This is a genomic window from Oceanococcus atlanticus, from assembly GCF_002088235.1.
GTDB lineage: Bacteria > Pseudomonadota > Gammaproteobacteria > Nevskiales > Oceanococcaceae > Oceanococcus > Oceanococcus atlanticus.
Map to the genome: position 1 here is coordinate 1,252,147 of NZ_AQQV01000001.1, position 24,296 is coordinate 1,276,442.

Genomic DNA, 24,296 nt, shown 5'->3' on the forward strand with positions numbered 1-24,296 from the left:
GCCTAGCGCTTAGCCAGCATCAAACGGCGCTGGGCGGCGCGAATTTTGCGCCGTCCTTGCTGGGCCCGAACGCGCACGTAGCTGCCGTCGGGCTGGCCTTCCCAGGCCTGAGTTTCGTCCGCGATGTAGATTTTGAGCTCGCGGATCACACGCTCGCGAATGCGTCGGTCATCCAGCGGGAAACCGATCTCCACGCGACGGAAGAAATTGCGCTCCATCCAGTCGGCACTGGAGCACCACACTTCGGGCTGACCAGCGTTTTCGAAATAAAACACCCGAGTGTGCTCAAGAAAACGCCCGACGACCGAAATCAAGCGGATATTTTCTGACAAGCCGGGCATGCCCGGACGCACGCAGGTCATGCCGCGCACGATCAGGTCGATCTTCACGCCAGCCTGCGAGGCGCGGTAAAGCGCCGCAATACTGTCGCGCTCGACCAGCTGATTCATTTTCAGGATGATGCGCGCCGCTTTCCCCGCCCGTGCATTGTCGATCTCACGCTCAACCCGCTCGATCATGCCCTTGTGCAAGGTGAACGGCGAATGCAGCAGCTTTTCCAGCTGGGCCAGCTTGCCCAGGCTGGTCAACTGCAGAAACACCCGGTGGATATCGCGACCGATGGCCGGGTCGGCCGTGAGCAGGCCATAGTCGGTATACAGACGGCTGGTGCGCGGGTGGTAGTTGCCGGTGCCCATATGCACATAGTTGCGCAGGCCATTGGCCTCCCGCCTGACCACCAGAATCATCTTGGCGTGGGTCTTGTGCCCAACCACCCCGTACACCACATGCGCGCCGGCTTCCTGCAAGCGTTCAGCCAAATCGATGTTTTCGGCCTCGTCGAAACGCGCGCGCAATTCGATGACCACGGTCACTTCCTTGCCGGCACGCGCGGCCTGCAACAACGCTTCGACCACGGCCGAATCCGCCCCGGTGCGATACAACGTCTGCTTGATCGCCAATACCTTGGGATCTTTGGCCGCCTGACGCAGGAAATCCAGCACCGGCGCAAATGATTCGTAAGGGTGATGGAGCAGAACTTCCGTTTTGCGAATCGCCGAAAAAATGTCAGAACTGGAGGTCAAATGCGCCGGCACGCGTGGCGTAAAGGGCTCGAAACAGAGATCCGGCCGGTCGACTTTCTCTGACAGCTTCATCAGACGGTTGAGGTTCACCGGACCATCAACCTGATAAAGCTGTTCCTCGCGCAGGCCATGCACGCGAAGCAGGTACTTGATCATCGCTTCGGGGCAGTTGTGGGCGACCTCAAGCCGAACCGCGTCGCCGAACTGGCGGCCCATCAATTCGCCTTCCAGCGCGATCAGCAGATCGTCGACCTCTTCTTCGTCAACGAACAAATCCGAATTACGCGTGACCCTGAACTGATAACAGCCGGTGACCCGCATGCCCGGGAACAGATCGGCCACGTAGGCATGGATCACCGAGCTGAGAAAGACGAAATCATTGGTGCGGCCGTCGCACGCCTCGGGCGCAATCTGAATCAGACGCGGCAGCGCGCGCGGCGCCTGCACCACAGCCATGGTGGCGCTGCGCCCAAAAGCATCCTTGCCTTCCAGCGAAACGATGAAGTTGAGACTCTTGTTGAGAACGCGCGGGAACGGGTGCGCCGGATCCAGCCCGATTGGCGACAGAATCGGCAGCAACTCGTTATTGAAGTACTCGCGCAGCCAGTCATCCATGCGCGGATTGGCGGTGAACTGACGACGCCGCACAAAGCGGATGCCCTGCTCTGCCAGCAACGGAATCAGAACTTCATTGAGCACCCGGTATTGCTCTGCAACCAGCTCATGAGCACGCTCTGAAATGGCGCTGAGCAGGTCGCCTGCCGACATATTGTCAGGCCCACCGGTGGGCGCTCCCGCACTGAGCTTCTGTTGCAGCCCGGCAACCCGGACCTCGAAAAACTCGTCCAGATTGGAGCAGGAAATGCACAAATACTTCAGGCGTTCCAGCAGCGGCACACGCCCATCTCGCGCCTGAGCCAACACACGCCGATTAAACTCCAGCAGGCTCAGCTCACGGTTGAAGAAGTTTTCCGGACGCAGCGCGTCCTCCGCGCTCAGCGGTGCCAGTTGGTCCTGTTCGGAAGAAGTCGCCAGAGCATCCATGATCCGGCAATTTTAGCCTGAATGCGTGACTCTTTTTTGACGCCGGTAAGCGAACAGCCAAGCCACGAACAGCAATAGACTGCCGCCGGCACCGCTACCACCGCCGCTGCCCGCAGGTTCCGGGCTGGGCGTCGCCGCCGGTGTCGGGCTGGCCGATGGGCTCGGCGTAGCAGTCGGCGTGGGAGTGGGAGTGGGAGTGGGAGTAGGAGTTGGTGTTGGCGTGGGTGTTGGTGTTGGCGACACCACTCCACCCGGCCCCATACCGGAATGAACCAATACACCGCTGTTGTCCGGGTCCAACCAGCACTTCAACTGGCCGCTGCACAGACCAGACTCCTGCCAGGCCACCTGCAAACGTCCGTAGAAATCGGCCGAGGATGGACTGGAGCACGATGCACCGCCCCCCGACAACATGCCGACAGCGTGCCCATTCTGGTTCCACAAGCCAGAGCCTGATGAACCCTGCTCGGTCGTGCCGTCATCCCACACAATCCGCCAAGACGATACATTGCGACCATCAATGGTCACATTCTGGGCTGTGGGTGGATCATTGAAAAAGCTGATGGATTTCTGGTCACCGCTGGGGTGATGAACCCCCACACCGCTCTGTGCTTTGACCGTGGTCGCATCCCAACCACTCCAAAACGGCTGAAAGCTCGCCGGAATGGATGCCGGACTGGACGCACTGCCGACCACCAGCAAGGTGAAATCAGCGCTGTCGCCGCTGGCCAGCACCTCAACACCGTTGAAATTGAAACTCGGATCAGGCGACGGATGACTGTGCAACGCGGAGTTGCCGCAACTGTCATCCTCGTAACGCCAGTAGACCTGCACGCTGTCCTCATTGGACGCGTTCATACCGCAGTGATTCGCGGTCAAAATATAGGGCGTCCCATCATTGCGCGTGTTGTTGACCAGAAACCCGGAGCAGGAAAACAGCGAGCTGCCTTCCTGGTACTGCAACAGCACCGTACTGTCGACCTGATCCTGCCAGTCCCCGGCCTGAGCGCAGACCGTGTCGATATTGCAGGAGCCGTGCTTGAGACGATATCCGCCGGCTTCGGTCACCCCATAGAAAGCGCTGCCGAGGCGCAGGCTGGTGCCATCGGCATCCGGCGTGCGCAGCACCAGAGTGACCTGCTCGCCCGGCAGCAGAGCGGTCCATAGTCGCCCATCGCGCACCTGCGTGGATGAGTAAGGCCCTTGTTCGCGCCCGTCCACCCCGTGCAGGGTCAAACTTGCGCCTGCGGGCAACACGACCTGCTCAAACAGAAAACTCAGGGACTTGGCGTTGGCCGCAAACAACGTCGCCTGCCAGATCGATTCATCGCCTTCCTGCGACCAGCTGCCATCACGTCGCAAATCCAGGTCATAGCTCAAGGCCGTCGCAAAGCGCAGTGCGCCGGGCGCCGGATTGAGGAACTCGTCAACCACCTCCGCACTGGGTGCCGGCAAAGTGTAGAGAGGAGCGGCCTGAGCAGCGCTGCTCAGCCATAGACCAGCAAACACCAACAGGGCTTTGCGCATGATTTTCCGCCTTGATCGTTCGAGTCGAATTGAGTTTAACGCGTGACGCGCAAGAGCTGACCCTCGCGGCTCACGGTGCATTACAGGATCAACGCAGATCTGCGCCCACGGCAGCAAGACCCGCAACAAAGTCGCGGGGCAAGTTGCGTGCCACCAGCGCTCCGATAAGCGGAAAACGCCCATCAAATACGATGCGGTAGTCGATACGGCAGCCGTCGCCGTCGGGGTGAAATTCGATCCGGCCATGGTGATTCTTGATCGGGCTGCCCTTGGTAACGGTGTACTCAATCAGGTGTGGCCGCTGAAAGCTCACCACGGTTTCCTCAAACCGCACTGGGCCAAGCCTGATCTCGCGCACCGAGCCGATGCCGTTCGGGTCATCCTGCCCTGTGGCGATACGGCGCGTGCGCCCGGGCCACAAACGGCCGAACTGTTCATGGTCGGCGAAGAATGCGAACACGGTGTCGGGGTCAGAGGTAAACCGATGTTTAATTTTGACCTGATGGCGGGGCATATCTCTCTCTCCAGAAAATCCTATTCAGACTAACCTGTTGGCCAGACTCAGGACACGCCATAGGTGGCCGGTGTAGGCTCTTTGCACATGAATATTCCCGACTATCCGCACGAACGCACGCCCGGTTTCAATGCCGCAACCCTGGACCGCAAAGCTGAATGGCGCACCGATGAACAAGCACGTGAACAGGCGCTTGATAGCGCCGTTCTAGTGCCCGTCTGTCGCTACCGTATGCCCATGCGCGGTGACGTCCTGGAAACGCTTCCCGCGCGCCAGTTTGCCGAGCGCCTCGATCAGGCGATTTGGCTGGGTCTATGGAACCAACGCTCGGTGTATACGCTGGAGGTCACGGATGCAGAAGCCGCACAGTGGCCCGAACTGCATTTCTCGGATTTGCGCGGCGCCGCGATGCGCTTGCAGCCTGACGATGCCGCCGTCATGGCCTACGCCCGCGCCATGATCTATTGGGCCAAGCGTCACCGCTATTGCGGGCGCTGCGGCAAAGCCACACGGCCCACCCATGCCGGCCATGTCTTGCGTTGTGACGCCTGCGACCTGGAGCATTACCCGCGCAGCGATCCTTCGATGCTGGTGCAGGTCAGCGATGAACAGGACCGTTGCCTGCTCGGCCGTCAGCCGGGATGGCCTCCCGGCATGTGGTCGGTACTGGCGGGCTTCGTGGAACCGGGCGAAAGCATCGAGGACACGGTGATCCGCGAAGTGTGGGAGGAAGCGCGCATTCGGGTCACCGGGATGCGCTACTTCGCCTCGCAACCGTGGCCTTTTCCTGCCTCAGTCCTGATCGGTTATCACGCCGTGGGCGATGCCGAGACACCACAAGTCGAACAGGACGAACTGGAAGCCGCCGACTGGTTCAGCCGCGAACAGATCGCCGAAGGCCTGCGCAGCAAATCCTTCTTCATGCCACCGCCATTCACATTGTCCTTTCGCCTGATCGAGGCCTGGTATGACCACAACGCCGCTCAGCCATTGAGCGCGCTGATAGGACGCCGCTGAGGGCTCGCAGGGCATGCGTGAACTGCTGTTACTGCGCCACGGCAAGTCCGACTGGTCGGTTGCTGTCGATGATTTTGACCGTCCTCTGAAGCCCCGCGGGCAGCTGGGCGCCGCCCGCATCGGAGGCTGGTTAAAACGCAACCGGCTGCTGCCTGATGTGGTGGTCAGCTCACCCGCGGTGCGCGCACGCGAGACCGCAAAATTGTGCGTCGACGCGCTGGGCCCCAAGTCGGAACGACTCGACATTCACTTCGATGCGCGTCTGTATCACGCCGAAAGCGATGACTTCGAACCCATTTTGCGCGCGCTACCCAACCCTGCGCAGCGCATTTTGCTGGTCGGCCATAACTTCGGCATGGAGGATTTTCTGCTCAACCAATGCAGCGCACCGCCAGCGCGCCGCCCAGACGGCAAGCTGCTCACGACCGCCACCTTGGCACGCCTGGGCTATCCACGCGGCACGGCGCTGGGCACGCCCGGCAGCGCTCAGCTGCTCGCCCTGATCCGCGCCCGCGACCTACCCGACGCGGACGACTACAAGGTTTTGAAATAGCGTCGAATGGCCCGCTTCAACTGCTCATCCATGGGCATTTGATCCAGCTCCTCAAGGCCCACCACGCAACGCTGGCGTTGATTCTTTTCAGGCCACTGGTTGAGGGTTTTCTGCACATCCAGGCCGTAAAGATCGAGCCGACGCGGCTTACCGGATGCGCTGCGGCACATGATGCGCGACGGGCGGCGCAGTTTCTTCAGGCGCCCCACCACACCGGCCTCTTCAAAGGCCTCCAGCGCGGCTACCCGTTTGTCGCTCAGTTTGGCTTCGGGCTTACCGGTGGGCACGATCCAGCGACCATGACGCCTTGCCGTCACCAGTACCAGGCGGCGGTCTTTACCACCTCCCAACACTGGAATTACCGCAATGCGTCGCTGACTCATGTCGCTGGCTCGTCCTCCGGCCAGCCATTCAGGGCCAGCTGGGCATTGTTGTAGCGACTGTCTTCGGTCACTTCCTGACCCGCCCAGGCGGGCGGCTGATACGCATTTGCCGCCTGCGGGTCGGGGAATTCAACTTCCAGTGACATCCGCCCGTTCAAGTCCCCGTGGTAGATATCAATCTCCATGGTCAAGCCGGCTTGTTCCACGTGATAACGGGTTTTCTCAACCCGACGCCCCTCGGTCAAAGGCCAGATCATCTCAAACACATCCAGCCCGACCTCAATCTCATGCTCTTCGCGGACCAGCCCGGTGCCGCGTTTGCGGGTCAGAAAGTAGCGGCGGTTCTTGTCACGGGCACGCAGTTCCTTACCTGGATCAGCCGCCACATAGCCTTGCCGAATCTCACTGCAGGGCTGATTGGCGATGATCTCCGGCGGCAACGCATTGACGATAAAACGACGTTCGATTTCCTGTCCCATCAGCGTTTTTTCCCTTTCGGCCGCAGGCTTGGCCAGAGTTCATCAAACATCGCAAGGTACGCCTTAGTGGCCGGTTTACGCGCAGCAAAAACCGCCACCGGTGCACGATGCTCGCCCATGTTTTCGATATCACGCGCAAACGGAATGACCGCCTGCAAAAAGCCTTTGTGGCGCTGGCGCATATGCGTCATGGTCGACTTGTGCAGCGCCTTTTGCCGCTGCACCATCGAGAAAAACGGCACCACCACCTCACGCGCATAACCCTTCTCGGCAAAGAACGCGAGCAGCTGCTCAAACGTGCGTTGCGACAGCGTTGTGGGGATCACCGGTACCAGAACCATGTCGGCGGCATTGAACACCGACTCGGACAAATGACTGATGGTCGGCGGGCAATCCAGAACGATCAGGTCATATTCGCCTTTCAAACCTTTGAGAATGCGGCGCAAACGTGATTTACGCTTTTCCAGGCTGGCCAGCAAAGCATCGAAGTTGCGAAAGCTCAGATGCGCTGGCAGCACATCCAGGCCTTCGAAATCGCTGGCACGAATTTGCTCCAAAACATTTTCATAGGCCTGAAAGAAACGTTTGCCCCATTTCTTGCGACCGGGTTTGACCCGGAAGTAAAACGACGATGCACCTTGCGCATCCAGATCAATAAGCAGGGTTCTAAGGCCTTGCGAGGCCGCCCAGTAAGACAAATTGACCGCCGTTGCGGTTTTACCAACCCCACCTTTCATGCTGTAGCAGGCGACCACTTTCATTTTGTCGTTGCTCCGTTGCGGCCAAACATCGTAGAAAAATTTGCCGCGATATCGTCCTGGGCAAACTGTTGCAATTCACGCTCAGCCTGATCACGCAGCTGCAGCTGATCCTGATGCAACACGGCAATCAAACCGTGAATCGCCGCGCTTTGTTGCGGGTCATTGCTGCGCTCAGCGTAACGGGCAAGAAAACCCTGCTGAACCGACACATCGTTGAAACGCCCGAGCACATCCTGCAGACGCTTGAGAGATCGGCTGAGCGACTTCAAACGCGACTTGGGGTACAACTCGGCGAAAAATTCCAGCATGTAACGCAGCTTCTTGCATTCAATGCGAATTTGATGAATGTGCTCATCCGGGGTCTCCGCATGGACCTGCAAACTGGCCGTGCGAATGCGCGTGTAGCGCTTGAGGATTCGCGCGCTGGCGACACGACCGACAGGCTTGACCGCCGCGCCCTCCTGGCGCTGCGGTGCGCTCTCAAGAAGCTGCACCAGATGCGCACAACGCTTGGCATAACTTGGCGAACGCAACTGGCGCCGCGTCGTCGACAAGGCACGCTGGCGATCCTTGCTGATCTGGGTGATCAAATGATCGAAACCGGGGTGAAATGCCTGTGGCAGCATCTGCCGATAGCGCTGTTGATCGAGCAGAAACACATCCAGGTCGCGCAAGGTGCCCATCGCGCCGGCCATGCGGGCCAACTCACTCTTGGCCTGGAGCGGCAGGTCAGCCGGCAACGTGCTTTTCATCAGCGACAGCAGAGACCGCAGCTTGCGCAAGCTGACGCGGTACTGATGCACAAACTCGGTATCGGTGTCATCCAGCACGCCGGCTTCAAAACGCCGCGCCAACCGGAACATGCTCAAAGCCATGCGGCGCACCGCCGGCTCGGCCGCTTCGCCCGCTTCGATACCATACGGACCTTTGAGCACCAGCACCTGTGGCGTGTTGCCTGCGGCAGCAAGCTGCTGGCGTAGATCAAATGGTTCTACGGCCGCCGCACCAAGGTCTCGCAAAAGCTGACAAACCTGTTCGAACTCGGCGTCGTAACCGCGCAAAGCCTGCACACTGACATGCGTATCGGCCACTCCGACGGTACAAGCCTCGCCACGCACCACAATTTTTGCATCGGCATTACGCAGTGTGAGCGCTTTGCGCGTGATGCTCAGACTCGCAACCGGCATCAGCGACCACAGGCCAATGCTGGCGGCAAGCTGGTCACGCAGCGCCGAGGCGGGCAAATCCCACCAGAAGCGGCTGCCTGCTGGTGCGCGGGATGACATCACTAAGCGGGCCTCCTGCCACCACTGCAAGCTGCCATCCGGCTTACGACAAAGCACCGCCCCGCTGGCCCAGATGTCCGCCGGGAAGTTGTCGAGAACCTCGGTTGTGTCCTTGCGGGCTCGGGCCCATTCCAGCTGGCCGGCGGTTGCCAGAGCGCTTTGCAGGTCATTCTGATGGCAATCCTCCGGCAGGCGGAAGTGCGCAGCACGGGGAAGACTCATCGTTTCTTCTTCAGTTTTATGCGGTTGGCCAGGTAATCATCAACCAACTGCTCAATGATGGCCTGGACACTGGAGTCTGTCTCCAGCGCGCGCATCTTGAGCGCTTTCAAAGTTGTTTCGTCCAGGCGCAGCGACGTGTTTTTCTTTTTCTTGTCTGTTTTTTTCTTGCTCATATTGACGTCATGACGTCACATTAAAGCCGCACTTTAGACCACCGAACCACACCCATCAAGCTTTACGCCAGGCTGGGGGTGCGCCGCTCGCCGACCGCCTTACGAGCACTCACCGCAATCGACGTACCCGCGAATTTTTCTCGCAACGCCGCGTCGTCCGCCAGCCAACCGGCGAATTGCTGGGGCGACATGGCCGCGCCGAAATATTCGCCGCAGGCCAGCGCGACACCCATAGTCCGCAAGCGCTGGGCATCGGCTTTCTTACGCACACCGGTGGCCAACAATGTCGCCTCCAGCGCCGCTGCTGTCTCGACCAGCCCTCGTGTTGCCGCGTCCACCGCCGGCGCATGGTTTTGGACCAAGCGCGCTTCCAGCGCCAAAGTCCGCGGATGCAAATCAGCCGCGTGCGTCAGCATACGGTTGCCGCACGAAAATTCCGCTGCATGCAAGCCCAAACCTGCCTCGATTAACTCGCCGGCGATCCGCCGGCACGCCGGCAGTCGCCATACCGCATCGGGCACCTCGATGAGCACTTTGAACGGCAAGCGGGCCGCCAGATCGACAAACACCTGTGTAAAGCCGGGCGCCTGCAACTCCTCAACCGAAACCGGCAACCACACAGCCCAGGCTTTGGGCACACGCAACTGGGCCAACTGCTTAAGCCGCCAGCGGTTGAGCGCACCCTCAAGATGAACACGCCGTGCCATACGCCGAACCGCCTCATCACTCAGAGGCGGAATACTCTGCGGCTCCCAGCGCAAGGCAACGCGCGCGCCAACCGGGCGCTCACTGCGCAAATCCAGCACCGGCTCCAGCAGCACATCCAGACCGTCATTGGCGATGGCGGATTCCATGGCCAGAGCCAAGCCTGTGCGCTCTTCAGCACGCTCACCGGCAACAAATGGCCCGCTTTCGATGTGCCGTGCCTGTTCCAGCCCATGCTGCGCGTCGGCCAATACATCCAGGATGTCGTGGTACACCCGCAAGTCCGGAATCACCGCCACCGCTGCCGGCGGCGTCAAGCTGTGGCCATCAATGGTGTAAGGCTGGTTGAGCTGCTCACAGGTGCGCTCCGCAATCGCCAGCACCTCATCGCGACCGCCCACCTGCGTGAGCAACATGACATAGCCGCCACCGCTGGTGCGGGCCAGATCCAATGGCCAGTCACACACCGCATCAAGGCGCTCGCGCACCGCATTGTGCAAGCGGTCGTGAACCTCTTGCCCATGCTGTGCAGCAATGCCGCCGGAATCATCAAGCCGGGCAAACACGGCGCCAACCAGCGGGCCGCTACCACCCGCATGGCGGCGTAGCTCCTGCGCCAACAGTGCCTCGCCCAGCGCCGCACCGGCCAGGCCTGTGACCGGATCCTGCAAACTGGTTGCGGCCAGCGCCGGGTCTTCGCTGCCCGGATGCAAGGTGCAAATCAAGGCCAGCACCTCGCCATTGCGCGCACGCAACATCATCGGCTGCAGGGCCAGCTCACGCATCGGTTTACCCGGCTGTGCCGGCAAGCGCACGCGCTCCACATAACCAGCGCCGTGTAAACGTGTGATGGCATCCAGATGCTCGATATCCAGGCCGATCACGGATCGCAGGTGATTACCCAGCACCTGATGGCGGCGCCGCTCCAGCACCCGCACGGCAGCGGCATTGGCCGCCTGCACGCGCCCGTCACTGTCGGCGATGAGGACCGGCTGAACGCTGCCTTGCACCACCGATGGTGGCACCGTACCGCTGATCCGCCGCGGCCCTTTGCTGATCCACAACAACACACACAATGCGATGTGCACGGCCAGATAGAACCCACCACCCCACGGCCCCAATCCAGCCTGCAGAGCTTGAGCCTGCGCACTGATCACCAGCGTATCAAGAGTCCAGCCGAAGGCGGCCAGAACCAGCACGATCAGCAAGCCGAGCAGGCGTACACGCACGGGCTCACGCCCAGCACTGGTGAGCTGAAACAGGCTGTCGATCAAGGCTACGCCCCAGATCAGCGCAGCCCAGGCCCAGATGATCTCGGCCCCGGGCGCCAGCAGCGGCCGTGCGCCCCAGTTCGTGGCAACAACCTGGATATCGCGAACCAGCCAACCCGCCCACGCCACAACTGCCACACCGACCAATGCATTGCACCACAGCAGAGCGCGGCGAAGCAGGCCTGTGTTCGCCACCGCAATGGCCAAAGGCACCATGCCCAGAGGAATCAGCGCATGGATCACCCACAACAGCAAAGCCGCACGCGGGTAGCCATGCACAACCAGCGACAAGGCGCCCGCATGCCCAGCGAACAACAGCCCCAGGACCAGCGACCAGCCTCCAGCGCGGGTGTCCAGTGCACGCACCGCCAAAATCAGAGCCAGCAGCACATGCAGCCCGGCTGCACCAAGCAGAAGCTGTGTAAAGCTGAGCTCCATCAGTTCGTCAGTACCCGCTCAACGGCAGCCTTCCAACCGTCATATCGTCGCTGCATCTTGACCTCATCACGGCCCGGCTCGAAACGCGCCTGGCGCTGCCACCCTTCCGCAATCTCATCCAGATTCTTGTACAAGCCGACCTGCAAGCCCGCGAAATAAGCCACCCCCAAAGCGGTGGTTTCAAGCACCTGCGGTCGATCGATGGGTATACGCAAGGTGTCGGCCAGGTACTGCACCAACCAATCATTGGCCACCATGCCACCATCGACGCACAAGGATCTGGGTGCGCCCGCGTCCTGCGCCATTGCATCGAGCAGATCGCGCGTTTGGTAGCACACCGATTCCAGGGCCGCGCGGGCAATCTCGGCAAAACCGCTGGCCCGAGTCAGGCCGATCAGGGCGCCGCGTGCATCCGGATCCCAGTACGGCGCGCCCAAGCCTGTAAACGCCGGCACCAGATACACGCCATCGGTCGATTCCACGCTGCGCGCGAGCTTCTCAGTGTCGGCTGCATGACCGATCAGCTTGAGGCTGTCGCGCAACCACTGCACAGCCGCGCCAGCAACAAAAATACTGCCTTCCAGGGCATAGGTGGTCTTACCGTTGAGGCGATAAGCCACCGTGGTCAGCAAGCGGTTATCGGAGCGAACGAATTGCTCGCCCACATTCAGCACCACGAAACAGCCGGTGCCATAGGTACTTTTGACCATGCCCGGCTGAAAACACGCCTGCCCCACGGTGGCGGCCTGCTGATCGCCAAGCACCGCCCCGATGGGGATCGGAGCCCCCAGCAGTGAGCTCTCGATATGACCGAAATCGGCCGCAGAATCGAGCACTTCGGGCAGCAACGCACGCGGCACATTGAAAAATTCCAGGAGTTCGTCATCCCACTGCTGCGTGCGAATGTTGAACAACAAGGTGCGCGATGCATTGGTCGCGTCGGTAACGTGCCGCTGACCATCGGTGAGATTCCACATCAGCCAGGTGTCGATGGTGCCAAAAGCCAGTTCACCAGCCTCGGCACGAGCCCGCGCCCCGGGCACCTGGTCCAGCAGCCAGGCAATCTTGGTCGCGGAAAAATAGGGATCGAGCAACAAGCCGGTGCGCTCGGCCAGCCACTCACCGCGCCCGCGCTCACGCAGCGTCTGACACACCGCACTGGTGCGTCGATCCTGCCACACGATGGCGCGGGCAATCGGTTCACCAGTGGCGCGATCCCAGATCACCGTGGTTTCACGCTGATTGGTGATACCACAGGCGGCGACATCGGCTGCATCAATTCCCGCAGCCTGAAGCGCTTCCCGGCAGACCTGCAGGGTGTCGCGCCATATCACCTTAGCGTCGTGCTCAACCCAACCCGCCTCGGGATAGTGCTGCTCGAACTCTTTTTGTCCACTGCCCACCGGCTGTCCGGCACGATCAAATACGATCGCGCGGCTGCTGGTTGTCCCCTGATCAATTGCCAGCAAATAGTCCGCCATCCTGTCTCCCTGAATCCGGCTGATGGCAAAGCATGCCAAAGCCCGGCCCAGATGCAAGAACAGCGTTGAGACAGAAGCCGATTGTCAATTTGATAACATGACCGGCCCCACTCTCGGACCCGGCCAACGGGCCCGTTAACGCCGTGATCGCCATGACCGTTTTTCGTCTGATTCTTGCCGCCGGCCTGATGTCGGGCAGCCTTGCCGCCCAGGCCCAGCCGGGCGAGCAAAACTTCGATGACATCGACATCATCGCACTGCCGTCTCGCAGCCCGGACAAGCCCACACTCTCATTAAACTGGAGCTGCGACGCCATCACCCTGAGCAGCTCACAGCGCTATCGCCCGAACAATTGCGTGGAGCGCGGTCGGCAGCGTGCACAAACCCAGGAGCTGGATGTCGAGACCATCGGTCTGGAACAACCTAACGCCAGCAACGACACCCCTCGGAGGTTTCGTTAAATGTTCAGAACCCTGCAAACATTGCTCATCCTGTTGCTCTTGCCCAGCGCTGCCGCTGCAGTTTCGCAAGCTCGACAGGAATGTGAATCCTGGGCGCGCAATGACGGCATCGGCCAGATGAAATGGGATGCCTACGTCAATGCCTGCGTGCAAAGCATGACGGGCGAAGGTGAAAGCGCCCCGCTTGAACCCGACCCCACGCCGCCACCGGCCCCGTCACAAGCACCCGACTGGCGCCCGGCGGGCAGCGACGAGTAATCGCGCAGAAACGCATCGTTCAAAACAGACACGCTTCCCGTGTAAGATGATTCCTACACATGTGCACAGTTCTTGCTTGCACATAGGGGATCGCGGCCACGCCGTGTTTTACACGCCTCATTAGGAGGCGCGTTCATTGGGGAGAAGATCGATGCGCAGTTCTCGCGCCATGTCCACGGCCTGGGCCGGTGGACTTTTGCTGTTTGCCAGCCCGTTGGCGCTGGCCCAATCCATTGACGTCGACGACAACAGCGCCGACCTCGAACTGATTACCTTGCCGGAAAGCGCCGCACCTGCGGTGGACGATGGCGTGCGCCTGGATGCCATTACGGTGACCGGCTCGCGCATCAAGAAGACCACCGGCGAAGCCGCCAATCCGGTGCTGTCGCTGAGCGCAGAGGAGCTGGCCGCGACCGGTGTCACCTCGATCGGTGATGTGCTGCAGCGCCTGTCGGTGAGCGGTTCATCGCTCAACACCAAGTTCAACTCCGCCGGCAACTTCGGCTTTCCGGCCGACGGTGGCGGCGTGGGATCCGGCTCCACCACGGTGTCGCTGCGCAACCTCGGTGCAAAGCGCGTGCTGGTCCTGGTTGACGGCCTGCGCTGGGTCAACGAGTCATCAGCTTCCGGGGTGTCGGCCGCGGTGGATCTCAACACCATTCCCTTCAGCAGCGTTGAACGGGTCGAGATCCTGACCGACGGGGCCTCGGCCCTGTATGGCTCCGACGCCATCGCCGGGGTGGTCAACATCATCACCAAAAGCAGCGGTAACGGCCTCAACCTCAATGCCTATGTCGGCGACCACAGCACCGGCGATGGCATGACCACCACCCTCAACGCCAGCTATGGCGGCCAGGGGCGCAACTACCGCTACATCGCGGATGTCAGTTACTACGACCAGAACGGCATTTCCTCGGCCGACTACAGCCAGGCCCGGGTGCCCAAACCCGGCACCGGGCTGGCCTTCGGCAGTTCGGCCACCCCGTTCACCCGCAGCGTGTTCTTCAACGACGACGAAGCCGATGGCCTGTGCCCGAATGTGGACAGCGATGGCGACGGCATCGCCGACCGCGCCCTGTGCGACATCACCGCCAACGGCGTGGCCGCCGCACCGGACTTCGTGCAGGACTTCCCCGACGGCTTCCATCCGTTCACCACTGACGACCGCTATAACTACGCGCCGGAAAACCTGCTGCTGACACCGTCCGAGCGCCTGGGTCTGTTTGCCCAGGGCCAGTTTGATATCAGCAACAACATCACCGCCTACGCGCGGGTGCTGAGCCAGAACCGTGATTCGGAAAACCGTGCTGCGCCGGAGCCGATCTTCCTGGGCCCGGAAGCCGGCACCGGCGGCATGGCCGACAACGTGGGCATCGCCGCCGACAACCCGTTCAACCCCTACGGCATCGCGCTGGACCCCAGCGATAATCTGCTGCTGATCGGCCGCCGCCCGGTTGAAGGTGGACCGCGTATCTTCAGCCAGGATGTCGACACCTTCTACCTGGCCGCCGGGCTGAACGGTGATTTCTACGGCTTCGCCCGCCCGCTGTTCTGGGACGTCAACCTGGTCAGTGCCAGCAACAAAGCCACCCAGACGGTGCACGGCACCTACAACATCGCCAACATCGCACGGGCGGTCGGCCCGCTGGACGACTGCAGCGGCGATTGCGTGCCGCTCAACCTGTTTGGCGGCCCCGGCACCATCACGCCTGAAATGCTCGGCTACATCCAGTTCGTGGAAGTTGCTCACAGCCGTCAGGAACTTGCGCTGGCCAGCGCCAACGTCACCGGTGGCCTGCTCGATCTGAGCGCCGGCACGCTGAGCTATGCCGCCGGCCTGGAATACCGCGACGTGAAGGGCAGCTACACGCCGGATGAAGTGGTCGTGCGCGGCGAATCCAACGGGGTGCCGTCGCTGCCAACCAGCGGCAGCTACAGCGTCAGCGAGGCCTATGTGGAACTGGAAATCCCAGTGGTCGGCGACCTGCCTGGCGTGCGCCAGCTGGATGTCAGCCTGGCCAGCCGCTTCTCTGACTATTCAAGCTTCGGCACCACGGTCAACAGCAAGGTCGGCGTACGCTGGGACGTGTTTGACGGCCTGCTGGCCCGGGCAACCTGGGCGGAAGGCTTCCGCGCACCCTCGATCGGCGAGCTGTACGGTTCGCCGGCCCGCTTTGACGCCCAACTCGAAGACCCCTGCTCGCAGCCCAGCGACCCCGAAATCCAGGCCAACTGCGAAGAGCTCGGCGTGCCGCCGACCTACAGCCAAGCCAACCCACAGATTTCGGTGCGCACCGGCGGCAACGCCGCGCTCGAGCCGGAAACCGCCGAGAGCCTCACCGCTGGACTGGTCTACAGCCCCAACTGGGCGGTCAATCAGCCGTGGGCCAAGCGCATGGACTTCGAGATCACCTGGTACGACATCGAAGTCGATGACGCGATTCAGGCGGTGGACGCCCAAACCCAGCTCGACCGCTGCGTGCAAACCCTGGATCCGGCGTTCTGCAACGGGATTTCACGGGCCAGCAGCGGCGGCATCAATGGCTTCGACAACACCCTGCTCAACCTGGGTCAGGTCGAAACCCAGGGCCTGGATCTGGCCATCGACTGGCTGGCCCCGGGCAGCGCCTACGGCCAGTTCGGCATCAACTGGTCGGCAACCCGGGTCGAGCGCTTCCGCGCAGTGTCCAAGGCTACCGGCCTGGCCGAACCACGTGGGGTTGGGGTCGAGGTTGCCGACAGCGGCATTCCACGCTGGCGCTCAAGCCTGCGTCTGAACTGGGATTACGCCGAAATCTCGGCCAGCTGGGCGGTGCGTTATGTCTCCAAGCTGACCGAGCAGTGCGGCGACGCCGCAGCTTTCCCGAGTTGCGGCAACCCGGATGCGGGAACCAATACCCTGAGCGAAACGTTCTATCACGACGTCCGCGCCAGCTGGCGCGTGCCCGGTGATACCGACCTGACCCTGACAGCCGGCATCAACAACCTGCTCGATGAAGACCCGCCGGTGTGCGTGAGCTGTTCGCTCAACGGCTACGACGCCTCGGTCTACGACCTGCCCGGTCAGTTCGCTTATTTGCAGATAGGTCTGCGCTACTAACGCCGCCGCGGAGATGGCCACAGAGCCGTCCCCGGCTTCACGATTACGCTGGAGAACCTCATGACGCGTAAAACTTCGCGCGCGATACTGATCGCCGCAACCACATTGCTTGGTGCACTGCCGGCCACGGCTGCCGAGCGCTATCACGGTTTCCAGGGCGAAGGCCCGGGCTACATTCCTTTCCTGGACAGTCGCGAACAACGCCTGCAGCCGCTGGCCGACCAGCTTGCCGCGGTCGAAGCGCTGTCTGCTGTGGTCCGCTGGAATCGCCACGGCACGCCCAAAACCCTGTTCAAACGCGGCGCATTTCTGAGCGGCCCCAGCGCCGCCGCGCCGGATCAGGTGGCGCGCAGTTTTCTGCTGCAACATGCCGACCTGTTCGGCCTGACCACCGCCATGATCAACGCCATGGAAGTGCTGCGCGTCTCGCCGCTGCATGAATCGCCGGACTACGCCCGCATGCTGCGCGGCGAAGCGGTCGACAGCGACAACGTGCCGCACGTGGTGCTGCTGCGTCAGATGTGGGATGGCGTTCCGGCCGGCGGGCGTGATGGCCTGGTCAGCGTCGGTGTAGCGCGCGACGGCCGCGTTGCGTTTGTCGGCTCCACCCTGAGCCGCGAAACCCAGCTCGGCGGCAGCGTGGTACTGAGCATGGTCGACGCCCTGCTGGCCGGGGCCAGCGACGTCGACATGAATCTGGGTGTCCTGGAGCTGTTGCCGAGCAAAGCAAGCACTCTGATCGACAGCTTCAACACCTTCACCAGCTCCTTGCTTGAAGACGTCCAGCGTGTGCGCCTGCGCGCTCTGCCGATCCCCGGCCAGGGCGTGCGCCGGGTGTTTGAAGTGACCCTGCTCGACTCCAGCCATGAACGCGGTCACCCGCAGGCGTTCATTATCCATCTGGATGCCGAAACGGGGCGCATCTGGCTGCGTGACAATGCCGTTCAGCATCTGCATGACCCGGCTGAACCTGAAGCCTACCCGGCCAAGGCCAGCTACGGACAGATCAGCGGCGCCACCAGCGAAGGTGGCTGCGGAGAACTGCACAGCCTGAGTGTGGATGAAGGCAACGCGCTGATGCAGATCACCGTGACCGCAGTGGATCTGGCCGACATCACCATGAACCTGTACTACGACGGCCAGATCGTGGCCAGCCAGGATTTGCTGACGTCGCCCGAAGTGCTGCTGTACCAGCCGGCTGGTGGCATCGTGGCCGGCGACTATCAGCTTGAGGTATGCCCCTACGAGGCCGCTGATGCCCCCGCCAGCAGCTATGTGGGCTTCTACTCCGCCACCCCGGGTGCGCCGGTGGCCTTGCCGGGCTCCAGCTCACCCGCCTGGAAAGTGTTCCCCAACAGTCCGGTGCCGGCCCGCTTTGGCCCGCCGGATGCGGTGGTCGGCGATGACACTCGTGAAACCTGGTGCTGGGATGTGGCGACCGGCGATCTGGATGACAGCGACGTGGCGCGCGACCCAGCCAGCTGTGATCGTCTGGAGCTGAGCAATGTCTCCTCACGCCTGCCCTGGGACGCCCACGCCCCGCTGGGCGTGCCGACCTTCACCACCCAAGGCAACAACGCGCTCACTGCGGTATCCAACGTCAACTTCGTCGCCCCGGATACCGTGGTTCTGCGTCCTATCGCGCTGGATCGAACCTACGACTTTGAGTTCACCAATGCCTGGTACGACTCGGCCTGCAGTCCGCTGGCCTTTCTTGACCCGACCTTGAACTTCAACGATTTCGAAGCCGCCACGGTCAATCTGTTCGCCATGCACAACCGCATGCACGATTGGAGCTACCTGCTGGGCTGGACCGAGGTCAATTCCAATCTGCAGCTGGACAACTTCGGTCTTACCGGCGTGCTGCGCCAAAATGACCCGGAAATCGGCTCCTCTCAGGCCGGGCGCGTGACCATCAATGGGCGTGACAACGCCAATCAGTTGACCTTGCAGGATGGCATCCCCGGCATCACCAACCAGTATCTGTGGCAGGCCCTGCCGGCCAGCATCTATCCAGCCGGTTGCGTGGATGGTGCTTATGACATGGTCATCATCGCTCACGAATACACGCACGCCACCAGCAACCGTATGACCGGCGGCCCCGATGCCTCACTCGGCGGTGGCCATGCCAGCGCCATGGGCGAGGCCTGGAGTGACCTGGCCGGGATCGAATATGTGCAGGGCTACGGCATGGCCCCGGTAGGCGAGGAAAGCCCCTACGCCGCGGCCATCTATTCGACCGGCGACCCGCAGGCCGGCATCCGCAACTACGGTATCGACCAGAGCCCGCTCAAGTTCTCGGATTTCGACTATGACGGCAACGGCGCCGGCTCGCCCCACGCCAACAGCGAAATCTGGGGCGCGGCCATGTATCAGGTGCGCCAGCGCCTGATCGACAAATATGCCGCGCAATATCCGTTCGAGGACCTTGAGCGTCAGATCGACTGCGCCGATGGCAAGTACAACTCGACCTCCTGCCCGGGCAACCGGCGCTGGATCCAGCTGATGTACGACGGCCTCCTGCTGCAGCCGGCCTCGCCGACCATGCTGGATGCGCGCGACGCCATCATCGCCGCTGATCTGCTGCGTTATGACGGTGCCAACCAGTTCGAGCTGTGGGATGCCTTCGCCTACAGCGGTATGGGTGAACAGGCCGTCGCCGCCAGCGTGGATGACTTCGACACGGTGCCGGACTTTGCATCACCGCTGCGCAACGACAATGCCCAGATCACCTTCAAGGTGGTTGGCAGTGATGGCAGCACGCCGCTTGCTTCGATCTACACCGGTCACTACGAAGCCCGCGTCACACCGACGGCAGACACCAACCCGGACAGCGAACTGGGCGACAGCATGAGCTACGTGCCGGGCGACTACACCTTCCTGGTGCAAGCGCCGGGTTATGGCCATCATCGCTTCCAGCGCAGCTTCCAGGCGGGTCAGAGCGGCACCGTGACCTTCACCATCCGGCCCAACCTGGCCGCGCTGGCGCGCGGTGCGGTAGCCACCGGTGATGGCGATTCGGACGAGGACCTGCTGGCCCTGATCGATGAGACCGAAGCCACCAACTGGAGCTCTTCCGACGGCACCGGCACCGCATCCGAAGGCAAGGGCGAAGGGGCCTTTGTTGAGGGACGCCAGGTCACCGTGCAGCTGAGCGAGCGCAGCGTGCTCCGCGACGTCAATGTCTCGGCCCTGCTTAACGCCCAGAACCGCTACACCGCGCTGCGCTCTTTCGACCTGCTGACCTGCGACGCCAGTGTGGCGGACTGCTCCAGCGAAGCCGGCTTCACGCCGTGGTATGCCAGTGCGGACGACGCCTTCAACGGTCGCTTCCTGCGGCCCAAGTCGCCGCATCTGCTGCTGCGCGCCTTTGATGTACCGGAAGCCACGGCAACCCACGTGCGCCTGGTCGTACGTGACAGCCAGTGCACCGGTGGGCCGGACTTCCAGCGTGAAGCCAACCCGTCTGGCGACCCGACCAATGATCCCGACTGCGACACCGGCTTCAATCTGCAGCTGACCGCCTTGGGTCTGACCGAACTGGCCCTGCCCACCGACAACGCACAGATCGTGCGGATCGCGGAACTGCAGGTGTTCGGCGAGAAGCTGGCCGCCGACTCCGGCGAACTGCGCAACCCCGATCAGGCGGGTGTCAGTGCGCCGGTGGATGCTGAGGAACCGCTGCCGGATTCCACACCGCCGGCATCAGCACCGCTGGATCAGCGCGGTGGCAGCATGGGCGTGCTGATGTTGCTGCTGGGTCTGCCGCTGATTTTGCGGCGGCGTCGCCGCTAGAGCCGATACACCCTCGAAAAGCCCGCGCAAGCGGGCTTTTTTATGCCGCTTCCAAGGTTGGGTCAGCGCGCTGACAGCGCCCATCGCGTAGAATGAAGGCCTCGCAAAAACCGACTGTATCCATGGGATTTCCCGCCACCCGCATGCGCCGCTGGCGCGCTACGGCCGCCGGCCGTCGACTGGTTCGTGAACATCAACTCAGTGTGGCCGACCTGATCTGGCCCGTCTTCATTCGCGAGCAGCCGGGCCGTGAAGCGGTCAGCGCCATGCCCGGGGTTGAACGTCTGGGGCCGGATGCACTGCTCGATGCCGCAGCCACGGCCGTGCAGCTGGGCATTCCCGCGCTGGTGCTGTTTCCGGTCATCGACAACGCGCTGAAAACGCCGGATGGCAGTGAAGCACTCAATCCGGATGGCCTGGTGCCGCGCAGCGTGCGCGCCCTCAAAGCCGCTTACCCTGAACTGCTGATCATCACCGATGTGGCGCTGGACCCCTACACCAGCCATGGCCAGGATGGCCTGATCGACGACACCGGCTACGTGCTGAACGATGCCACGGTCGGAGCCTTGTCACGTCAGGCCCTGGTGCATGCCCGCGCCGGCGCTGATGTGGTTTCGCCCTCAGACATGATGGACGGACGCATCGGGCGTTTGCGCGAGGTGCTGGAACGTGACAGCCGGCACAACACCGCCATCATCTCCTACGCGGCCAAATATGCCTCCGACCTGTACGGCCCATTTCGCGACGCGGTCGGATCCGCGGCCAATCTGGGCGGCGGCGGCAAGCACACCTATCAGATGGATATCGGCAACGGTGACGAAGCACTGCGCGAGGTCGAACTCGACATCGCCGAAGGCGCTGATGGCGTCATGATCAAACCCGGCCTGCCTTATCTCGACATCATCTGGCGGGTCAAAACGCAGTTTGGCTTACCCACCTTTGCCTATCACGTCAGCGGCGAGTACAGCATGCTCAAATGCGCAGCCCAGGCGGGCTTGCTGGACGAACGCAAAGCCGTGCTGGAATGCCTGACAGCTTTCAAACGCGCCGGCGCCGATGGCATTCTCACCTATTACGCACCACAGGTAGCCCAATGGCTGAGCAACCCGTAAGCGAGAGCGCGCCAGCCGCGCCGAAACTCCGACTGTTCCAGTTCGCCCCAGCCCTGGGCCTGCCCAACGGCAGCCCGTTCTGCGTCAAGCTGGAGACCTGGCTGCGCATTGCCGGGCTTAATTACGAAACCGTGATCACCCCCGACCCGCGCAAGATGCCGCTGGGCAAACTGCCGGCGTTGGAGATTGACGGCAAGATCATCGCCGACAGCGGCTGTGCCATTCACGCCCTGCAAAAGCACTTCGACCTCAAGCTCGACACCCAGCTCAGCACCGTGGAACGCGGTCGTGCGCTGGCTCTGATCCGCATGCTTGAAGAACACAGCTACTGGGCGCTGATGTATTTCCGCTGGATCGACGAAGACAACTGGCCGAACACCCGCAAAGCCTTTTTCGGCAATCTGGGCGGCCTCAGCCAATCCCTGGTGGCCGGCCTGGTGCGCCGCAAGATGCGCCGTGATGCGCTCGGCCAGGGTTTGGCCCGGCACAGCCGCGACCAGGTCCTGCACCGTTTCAACGAAGACATGAACGCACTCGCCGCCAATCTGGGTGAGCGCCCATACTTTGGCGGTTACCAGCCGGCCACGGTTGACGCCAGCGCCTACGGCATCCTCAGCAACGTGCTGCAGGCCAGCCAGCGCACGGTACTGGCTGACATTGCCGAGCAGCATGCGTCACTGGTCGCCTATGCCCAGCGCATGCGCGAAAACTACTTCCCCGAGTTCCAATGAAGCTGGCACTGATCGGACAGCCGGTGGCACACAGCCGCTCGCCTCAGATTCATAAGCATTTCGCCCACAACAGCGGGCGCGAGATCCAGTTTGATCTGATCGAATGCAGCAGCGACGAGGTCGACACCACGGTCAAGGCGTTTTTCGCTGCCGGGGGGCATGGCATGAACGTGACCCTGCCGCACAAGGCCACGGTGATGGGCAGTTGCGCCGCGCTGAGCCATGAAGCCGAGCTGGCCGGGGCGGTCAATACGCTGGTGCCTGATGCGCAGGGATTGCGCGGCGAGAATACGGACGGGCGCGGCATGGTGCGCGACCTCAAGCGTCTGGGCATCGCCCTCAAGGGCAAGCGTATCGCCGTGATCGGCGCCGGCGGAGCCGCACGCGGTGTGCTCAAGCCACTGCTGGATGAACAGCCCAGCGAACTGGTCTGGGCCAACCGCAATCCGCTCAAGCTGGAAGGCCGCGAGCAAGCTTATTTGGCGCACGGCCCGCTGGTCTGCCGGGCCAATCTGGCCCTTAAGGGCGACCGTTTCGACCTGCTGATCAACGCCACCGCAGCGGGCCACCATGGCCAGGCTCCACGCCTGCCGCAGCAGTTGTTCGCAGCTGGCGGCGTGGCGTACGACCTGAGCTACGGGCCGGCCGCGCAACCGTTTCTGGACTGGGCCACAGCGCAAGGTGCGGCGGCGGTCCATCCGGGCATCGGCATGTTGATCGAACAGGCGGCACTGGCCTGGCAGCATTGGACCGGTGAGTTGCCCGACACCACAGCCCTGCATCAGGACATGGCTGCGGCCTGAGCGGCCGGCTTATTTGCCGCTGGCGGCCTTGCGCTGGGCATCGACCTCGCGCGAGCCGGGCACCATCAGGGCGGCGGCCAGAATACCCAGTTCGTAGAGCGCGTAGACCGGCAGCGCCAGTAAGGTTTGCGAGAACATGTCTGGCGGGGTCAGCACCATGCCGACGGTGAACGCACCGACCAGCACGTAGGCGCGTTTCTCGCGCAAGGCCCCCGGCGTGGTGAAACCCATGCGCACCATCAGGACGATGGCAACCGGCACTTCAAAGGCGGCGCCAAAGGCCAAGAACATGGTGATCACGAAATCCAGGTATCGCCCGATGTCGGTCATCACGGCCACCCCTTCGGGCGCGGCGGCCACAAAGAAGCCAAAAATCAGCGGAAAGACCACAAAATAGGCGAACGCCATGCCGGTGTAGAACAGCAGGGTGCTGGAGGCCACCAGCGGCAGGGCGAAGCGGCGTTCGTGCTGATACAGCCCGGGCGCGACAAAAGCCCAGATCTGATACAGCGACCACGGCATGGACACCACGATGGCGAGCAGCAGGGTCAGCTTGAACGGGGTCAGAAATGGCGAGGCCACTTCGGTCGCAATCATGCTGGTGCCTTCCGGCATGCTGGCCAGCAACGGATCGGCCAGGGCCGCGAAAATGTCCTGTGCGAACGGCACCATGGGCACGATGCACACCAGCACGCCGAGCACGATGCGCAACAGGCGATCGCGCAATTCCAGCAGATGGGCGATCAGCGGCTGTTCTTTGAGGGCTTCTTTGTGGCTGTCCGAGGACGCCTTGTGCGGCTTGCCCATCAGTCGGTTTTCTTGTCGTCCGCAGCGGACGGGCTCTGGCCAGTGCCGCTGTTGTCGTCCAGATCAATCTTCTGATTGAGCAAACGACGTGAATCCTCGACGTACTGTTTCATCTCCGCACGCTGCACCTCACGATCCAGCTCGCTGGTCATCTGGCGCACATAGCCGCGTGCACGCCCGGCCCAGTAGCCGACCGTGCGCGCGACTTTGGGCAGGCGCTCAGGACCGAGCACCAGCAGGCCGATGACCGCCAGCAGCAGCAGTTCGGAAAAACCGACGTCTAGCATTGAGGG

General features: G+C 62.2%; 20 protein-coding genes and 1 pseudogene. 9 read left to right on the forward strand and 12 right to left on the reverse strand.

The window, feature by feature from the left end; translation table 11 throughout:
* Nucleotides 1-2: 2 nt before the first annotated feature.
* The 3 genes from ppk1 to ATO7_RS05890 form a co-directional block, all read right to left on the reverse strand.
* Nucleotides 3-2,126: a polyphosphate kinase 1 gene (ppk1, locus tag ATO7_RS05880; protein ID WP_083560412.1), complete on the reverse strand. Its 2,124-nt coding sequence runs from the start codon at nucleotides 2,124-2,126 to the stop codon at nucleotides 3-5.
* 12 nt (nucleotides 2,127-2,138) lie between these two features.
* Nucleotides 2,139-3,653 (reverse strand): trypsin-like serine peptidase, encoded by a 1,515-nt coding sequence (locus tag ATO7_RS05885; protein WP_158523066.1) that lies wholly within the window; start codon nucleotides 3,651-3,653, stop codon nucleotides 2,139-2,141.
* An 88-nt stretch (nucleotides 3,654-3,741) separates the two neighbouring features.
* Complete coding sequence (locus ATO7_RS05890) at nucleotides 3,742-4,167, reverse strand: SRPBCC family protein (protein ID WP_083560415.1); 426 nt, start codon at nucleotides 4,165-4,167, stop codon at nucleotides 3,742-3,744.
* 87 nt (nucleotides 4,168-4,254) lie between these two features.
* On the opposite strand from ATO7_RS05890, the gene nudC reads away from it, so the two are divergent.
* Both nudC and ATO7_RS05900 read left to right on the forward strand, forming a co-directional pair.
* A complete protein-coding gene (gene nudC / locus ATO7_RS05895) occupies nucleotides 4,255-5,184 on the forward strand; it encodes an NAD(+) diphosphatase (RefSeq protein WP_083560417.1) in 930 nt (309 codons plus the stop codon).
* Between the two features lie 13 nt (nucleotides 5,185-5,197).
* Nucleotides 5,198-5,737: a SixA phosphatase family protein gene (locus ATO7_RS05900; RefSeq protein WP_083560419.1), complete on the forward strand. Its 540-nt coding sequence runs from the start codon at nucleotides 5,198-5,200 to the stop codon at nucleotides 5,735-5,737.
* Here ATO7_RS05900 and ATO7_RS05905 read toward each other — a convergent pair.
* From ATO7_RS05905 to glpK, 7 genes are all read right to left on the reverse strand, one after another.
* Nucleotides 5,719-6,120: an NUDIX hydrolase gene (locus ATO7_RS05905; RefSeq protein WP_083560421.1), complete on the reverse strand. Its 402-nt coding sequence runs from the start codon at nucleotides 6,118-6,120 to the stop codon at nucleotides 5,719-5,721. The two genes, ATO7_RS05900 and ATO7_RS05905, sit on opposite strands and share 19 nt — an antisense overlap.
* Nucleotides 6,117-6,599 (reverse strand): CYTH domain-containing protein, encoded by a 483-nt coding sequence (locus tag ATO7_RS05910; RefSeq protein WP_083560423.1) that lies wholly within the window; start codon nucleotides 6,597-6,599, stop codon nucleotides 6,117-6,119. The genes ATO7_RS05905 and ATO7_RS05910 overlap by 4 nt, the downstream gene beginning before the upstream one ends.
* Nucleotides 6,599-7,360 (reverse strand): ParA family protein, encoded by a 762-nt coding sequence (locus ATO7_RS05915; RefSeq protein WP_083560424.1) that lies wholly within the window; start codon nucleotides 7,358-7,360, stop codon nucleotides 6,599-6,601. Before ATO7_RS05915 ends, ATO7_RS05910 begins: the two co-directional genes overlap by 1 nt.
* A complete protein-coding gene (locus ATO7_RS05920) occupies nucleotides 7,357-8,868 on the reverse strand; it encodes a CYTH and CHAD domain-containing protein (protein WP_083560425.1) in 1,512 nt (503 codons plus the stop codon). Before ATO7_RS05920 ends, ATO7_RS05915 begins: the two co-directional genes overlap by 4 nt.
* A complete protein-coding gene (locus tag ATO7_RS05925; protein ID WP_083560427.1) occupies nucleotides 8,865-9,041 on the reverse strand; it encodes a ribbon-helix-helix protein, CopG family in 177 nt (58 codons plus the stop codon). Before ATO7_RS05925 ends, ATO7_RS05920 begins: the two co-directional genes overlap by 4 nt.
* Before the next feature lie 62 nt (nucleotides 9,042-9,103).
* A complete protein-coding gene (locus ATO7_RS05930) occupies nucleotides 9,104-11,455 on the reverse strand; it encodes an EAL domain-containing protein (RefSeq protein WP_083560430.1) in 2,352 nt (783 codons plus the stop codon).
* On the reverse strand, nucleotides 11,455-12,936 hold the full coding sequence (gene glpK, locus ATO7_RS05935; protein WP_083560433.1) for a glycerol kinase GlpK: 1,482 nt from the start codon (nucleotides 12,934-12,936) through the stop codon (nucleotides 11,455-11,457). Before glpK ends, ATO7_RS05930 begins: the two co-directional genes overlap by 1 nt.
* 152 nt (nucleotides 12,937-13,088) lie before the next feature.
* Here glpK and ATO7_RS05940 point away from each other — a divergent pair, with 152 nt between their 5' ends.
* The 7 genes from ATO7_RS05940 to aroE all read left to right on the forward strand — a co-directional run bounded on the left by ATO7_RS05940 (nucleotide 13,089) and on the right by aroE (nucleotide 23,196).
* Complete coding sequence (locus tag ATO7_RS05940) at nucleotides 13,089-13,397, forward strand: hypothetical protein (protein ID WP_083560435.1); 309 nt, start codon at nucleotides 13,089-13,091, stop codon at nucleotides 13,395-13,397.
* Nucleotides 13,398-13,655, forward strand: a complete 258-nt coding sequence (locus ATO7_RS05945) for a hypothetical protein (RefSeq protein WP_083560436.1) — start codon at nucleotides 13,398-13,400, stop codon at nucleotides 13,653-13,655. It abuts the gene before it with no gap.
* Between the two features lie 151 nt (nucleotides 13,656-13,806).
* Nucleotides 13,807-16,755: a TonB-dependent receptor plug domain-containing protein gene (locus ATO7_RS05950; RefSeq protein ID WP_083560438.1), complete on the forward strand. Its 2,949-nt coding sequence runs from the start codon at nucleotides 13,807-13,809 to the stop codon at nucleotides 16,753-16,755.
* A 60-nt stretch (nucleotides 16,756-16,815) separates the two neighbouring features.
* Nucleotides 16,816-20,550 carry a M36 family metallopeptidase gene (locus ATO7_RS05955; RefSeq protein WP_083560440.1) on the forward strand — a complete coding sequence of 1,245 codons (3,735 nt, stop codon included), beginning with the start codon at nucleotides 16,816-16,818 and terminating at the stop codon, nucleotides 20,548-20,550.
* 122 nt (nucleotides 20,551-20,672) lie between these two features.
* On the forward strand, nucleotides 20,673-21,662 hold the full coding sequence (hemB, locus tag ATO7_RS05960) for a porphobilinogen synthase (RefSeq protein WP_083560442.1): 990 nt from the start codon (nucleotides 20,673-20,675) through the stop codon (nucleotides 21,660-21,662).
* Nucleotides 21,644-22,393, forward strand: a complete 750-nt coding sequence (locus tag ATO7_RS16745; protein ID WP_158523067.1) for a glutathione S-transferase family protein — start codon at nucleotides 21,644-21,646, stop codon at nucleotides 22,391-22,393. Before hemB ends, ATO7_RS16745 begins: the two co-directional genes overlap by 19 nt.
* Nucleotides 22,390-23,196, forward strand: coding sequence for a shikimate dehydrogenase (aroE, locus tag ATO7_RS05970; protein WP_083560444.1), 807 nt, complete (start codon nucleotides 22,390-22,392; stop codon nucleotides 23,194-23,196). Before ATO7_RS16745 ends, aroE begins: the two co-directional genes overlap by 4 nt.
* Before the next feature lie 15 nt (nucleotides 23,197-23,211).
* Here aroE and tatC read toward each other — a convergent pair.
* A pseudogene (tatC, locus tag ATO7_RS05975) lies at nucleotides 23,212-24,003 on the reverse strand (twin-arginine translocase subunit TatC); the annotation flags it as partial.
* Nucleotides 24,003-24,290: a Sec-independent protein translocase protein TatB gene (tatB, locus tag ATO7_RS05980; protein ID WP_083560448.1), complete on the reverse strand. Its 288-nt coding sequence runs from the start codon at nucleotides 24,288-24,290 to the stop codon at nucleotides 24,003-24,005. The gene tatB and the pseudogene tatC, both read right to left, overlap by 1 nt.
* Nucleotides 24,291-24,296: the final 6 nt, after the last annotated feature.

Coding starts and splice junctions, on each gene's coding strand:
- tatB (WP_083560448.1), bottom strand. CDS start 24,290: ATGCTAGACGTCGGTTTTTCCGAACTGCTGCTGCTGGCGGTCATCGGC.
- ATO7_RS05920 (WP_083560425.1), bottom strand. CDS start 8,868: ATGAGTCTTCCCCGTGCTGCGCACTTCCGCCTGCCGGAGGATTGCCAT.
- ATO7_RS05940 (WP_083560435.1), top strand. CDS start 13,089: ATGACCGTTTTTCGTCTGATTCTTGCCGCCGGCCTGATGTCGGGCAGC.
- ATO7_RS05945 (WP_083560436.1), top strand. CDS start 13,398: ATGTTCAGAACCCTGCAAACATTGCTCATCCTGTTGCTCTTGCCCAGC.
- ATO7_RS05930 (WP_083560430.1), bottom strand. CDS start 11,455: ATGGAGCTCAGCTTTACACAGCTTCTGCTTGGTGCAGCCGGGCTGCAT.
- nudC (WP_083560417.1), top strand. CDS start 4,255: ATGAATATTCCCGACTATCCGCACGAACGCACGCCCGGTTTCAATGCC.
- ATO7_RS05910 (WP_083560423.1), bottom strand. CDS start 6,599: ATGGGACAGGAAATCGAACGTCGTTTTATCGTCAATGCGTTGCCGCCG.
- ATO7_RS05925 (WP_083560427.1), bottom strand. CDS start 9,041: ATGAGCAAGAAAAAAACAGACAAGAAAAAGAAAAACACGTCGCTGCGC.
- ATO7_RS05900 (WP_083560419.1), top strand. CDS start 5,198: ATGCGTGAACTGCTGTTACTGCGCCACGGCAAGTCCGACTGGTCGGTT.
- ATO7_RS05905 (WP_083560421.1), bottom strand. CDS start 6,120: ATGAGTCAGCGACGCATTGCGGTAATTCCAGTGTTGGGAGGTGGTAAA.
- hemB (WP_083560442.1), top strand. CDS start 20,673: ATGGGATTTCCCGCCACCCGCATGCGCCGCTGGCGCGCTACGGCCGCC.
- aroE (WP_083560444.1), top strand. CDS start 22,390: ATGAAGCTGGCACTGATCGGACAGCCGGTGGCACACAGCCGCTCGCCT.
- ATO7_RS16745 (WP_158523067.1), top strand. CDS start 21,644: ATGGCTGAGCAACCCGTAAGCGAGAGCGCGCCAGCCGCGCCGAAACTC.
- ATO7_RS05885 (WP_158523066.1), bottom strand. CDS start 3,653: ATGCGCAAAGCCCTGTTGGTGTTTGCTGGTCTATGGCTGAGCAGCGCT.
- ATO7_RS05915 (WP_083560424.1), bottom strand. CDS start 7,360: ATGAAAGTGGTCGCCTGCTACAGCATGAAAGGTGGGGTTGGTAAAACC.
- ppk1 (WP_083560412.1), bottom strand. CDS start 2,126: ATGGATGCTCTGGCGACTTCTTCCGAACAGGACCAACTGGCACCGCTG.
- ATO7_RS05890 (WP_083560415.1), bottom strand. CDS start 4,167: ATGCCCCGCCATCAGGTCAAAATTAAACATCGGTTTACCTCTGACCCC.
- glpK (WP_083560433.1), bottom strand. CDS start 12,936: ATGGCGGACTATTTGCTGGCAATTGATCAGGGGACAACCAGCAGCCGC.
- ATO7_RS05950 (WP_083560438.1), top strand. CDS start 13,807: ATGCGCAGTTCTCGCGCCATGTCCACGGCCTGGGCCGGTGGACTTTTG.
- ATO7_RS05955 (WP_083560440.1), top strand. CDS start 16,816: ATGACGCGTAAAACTTCGCGCGCGATACTGATCGCCGCAACCACATTG.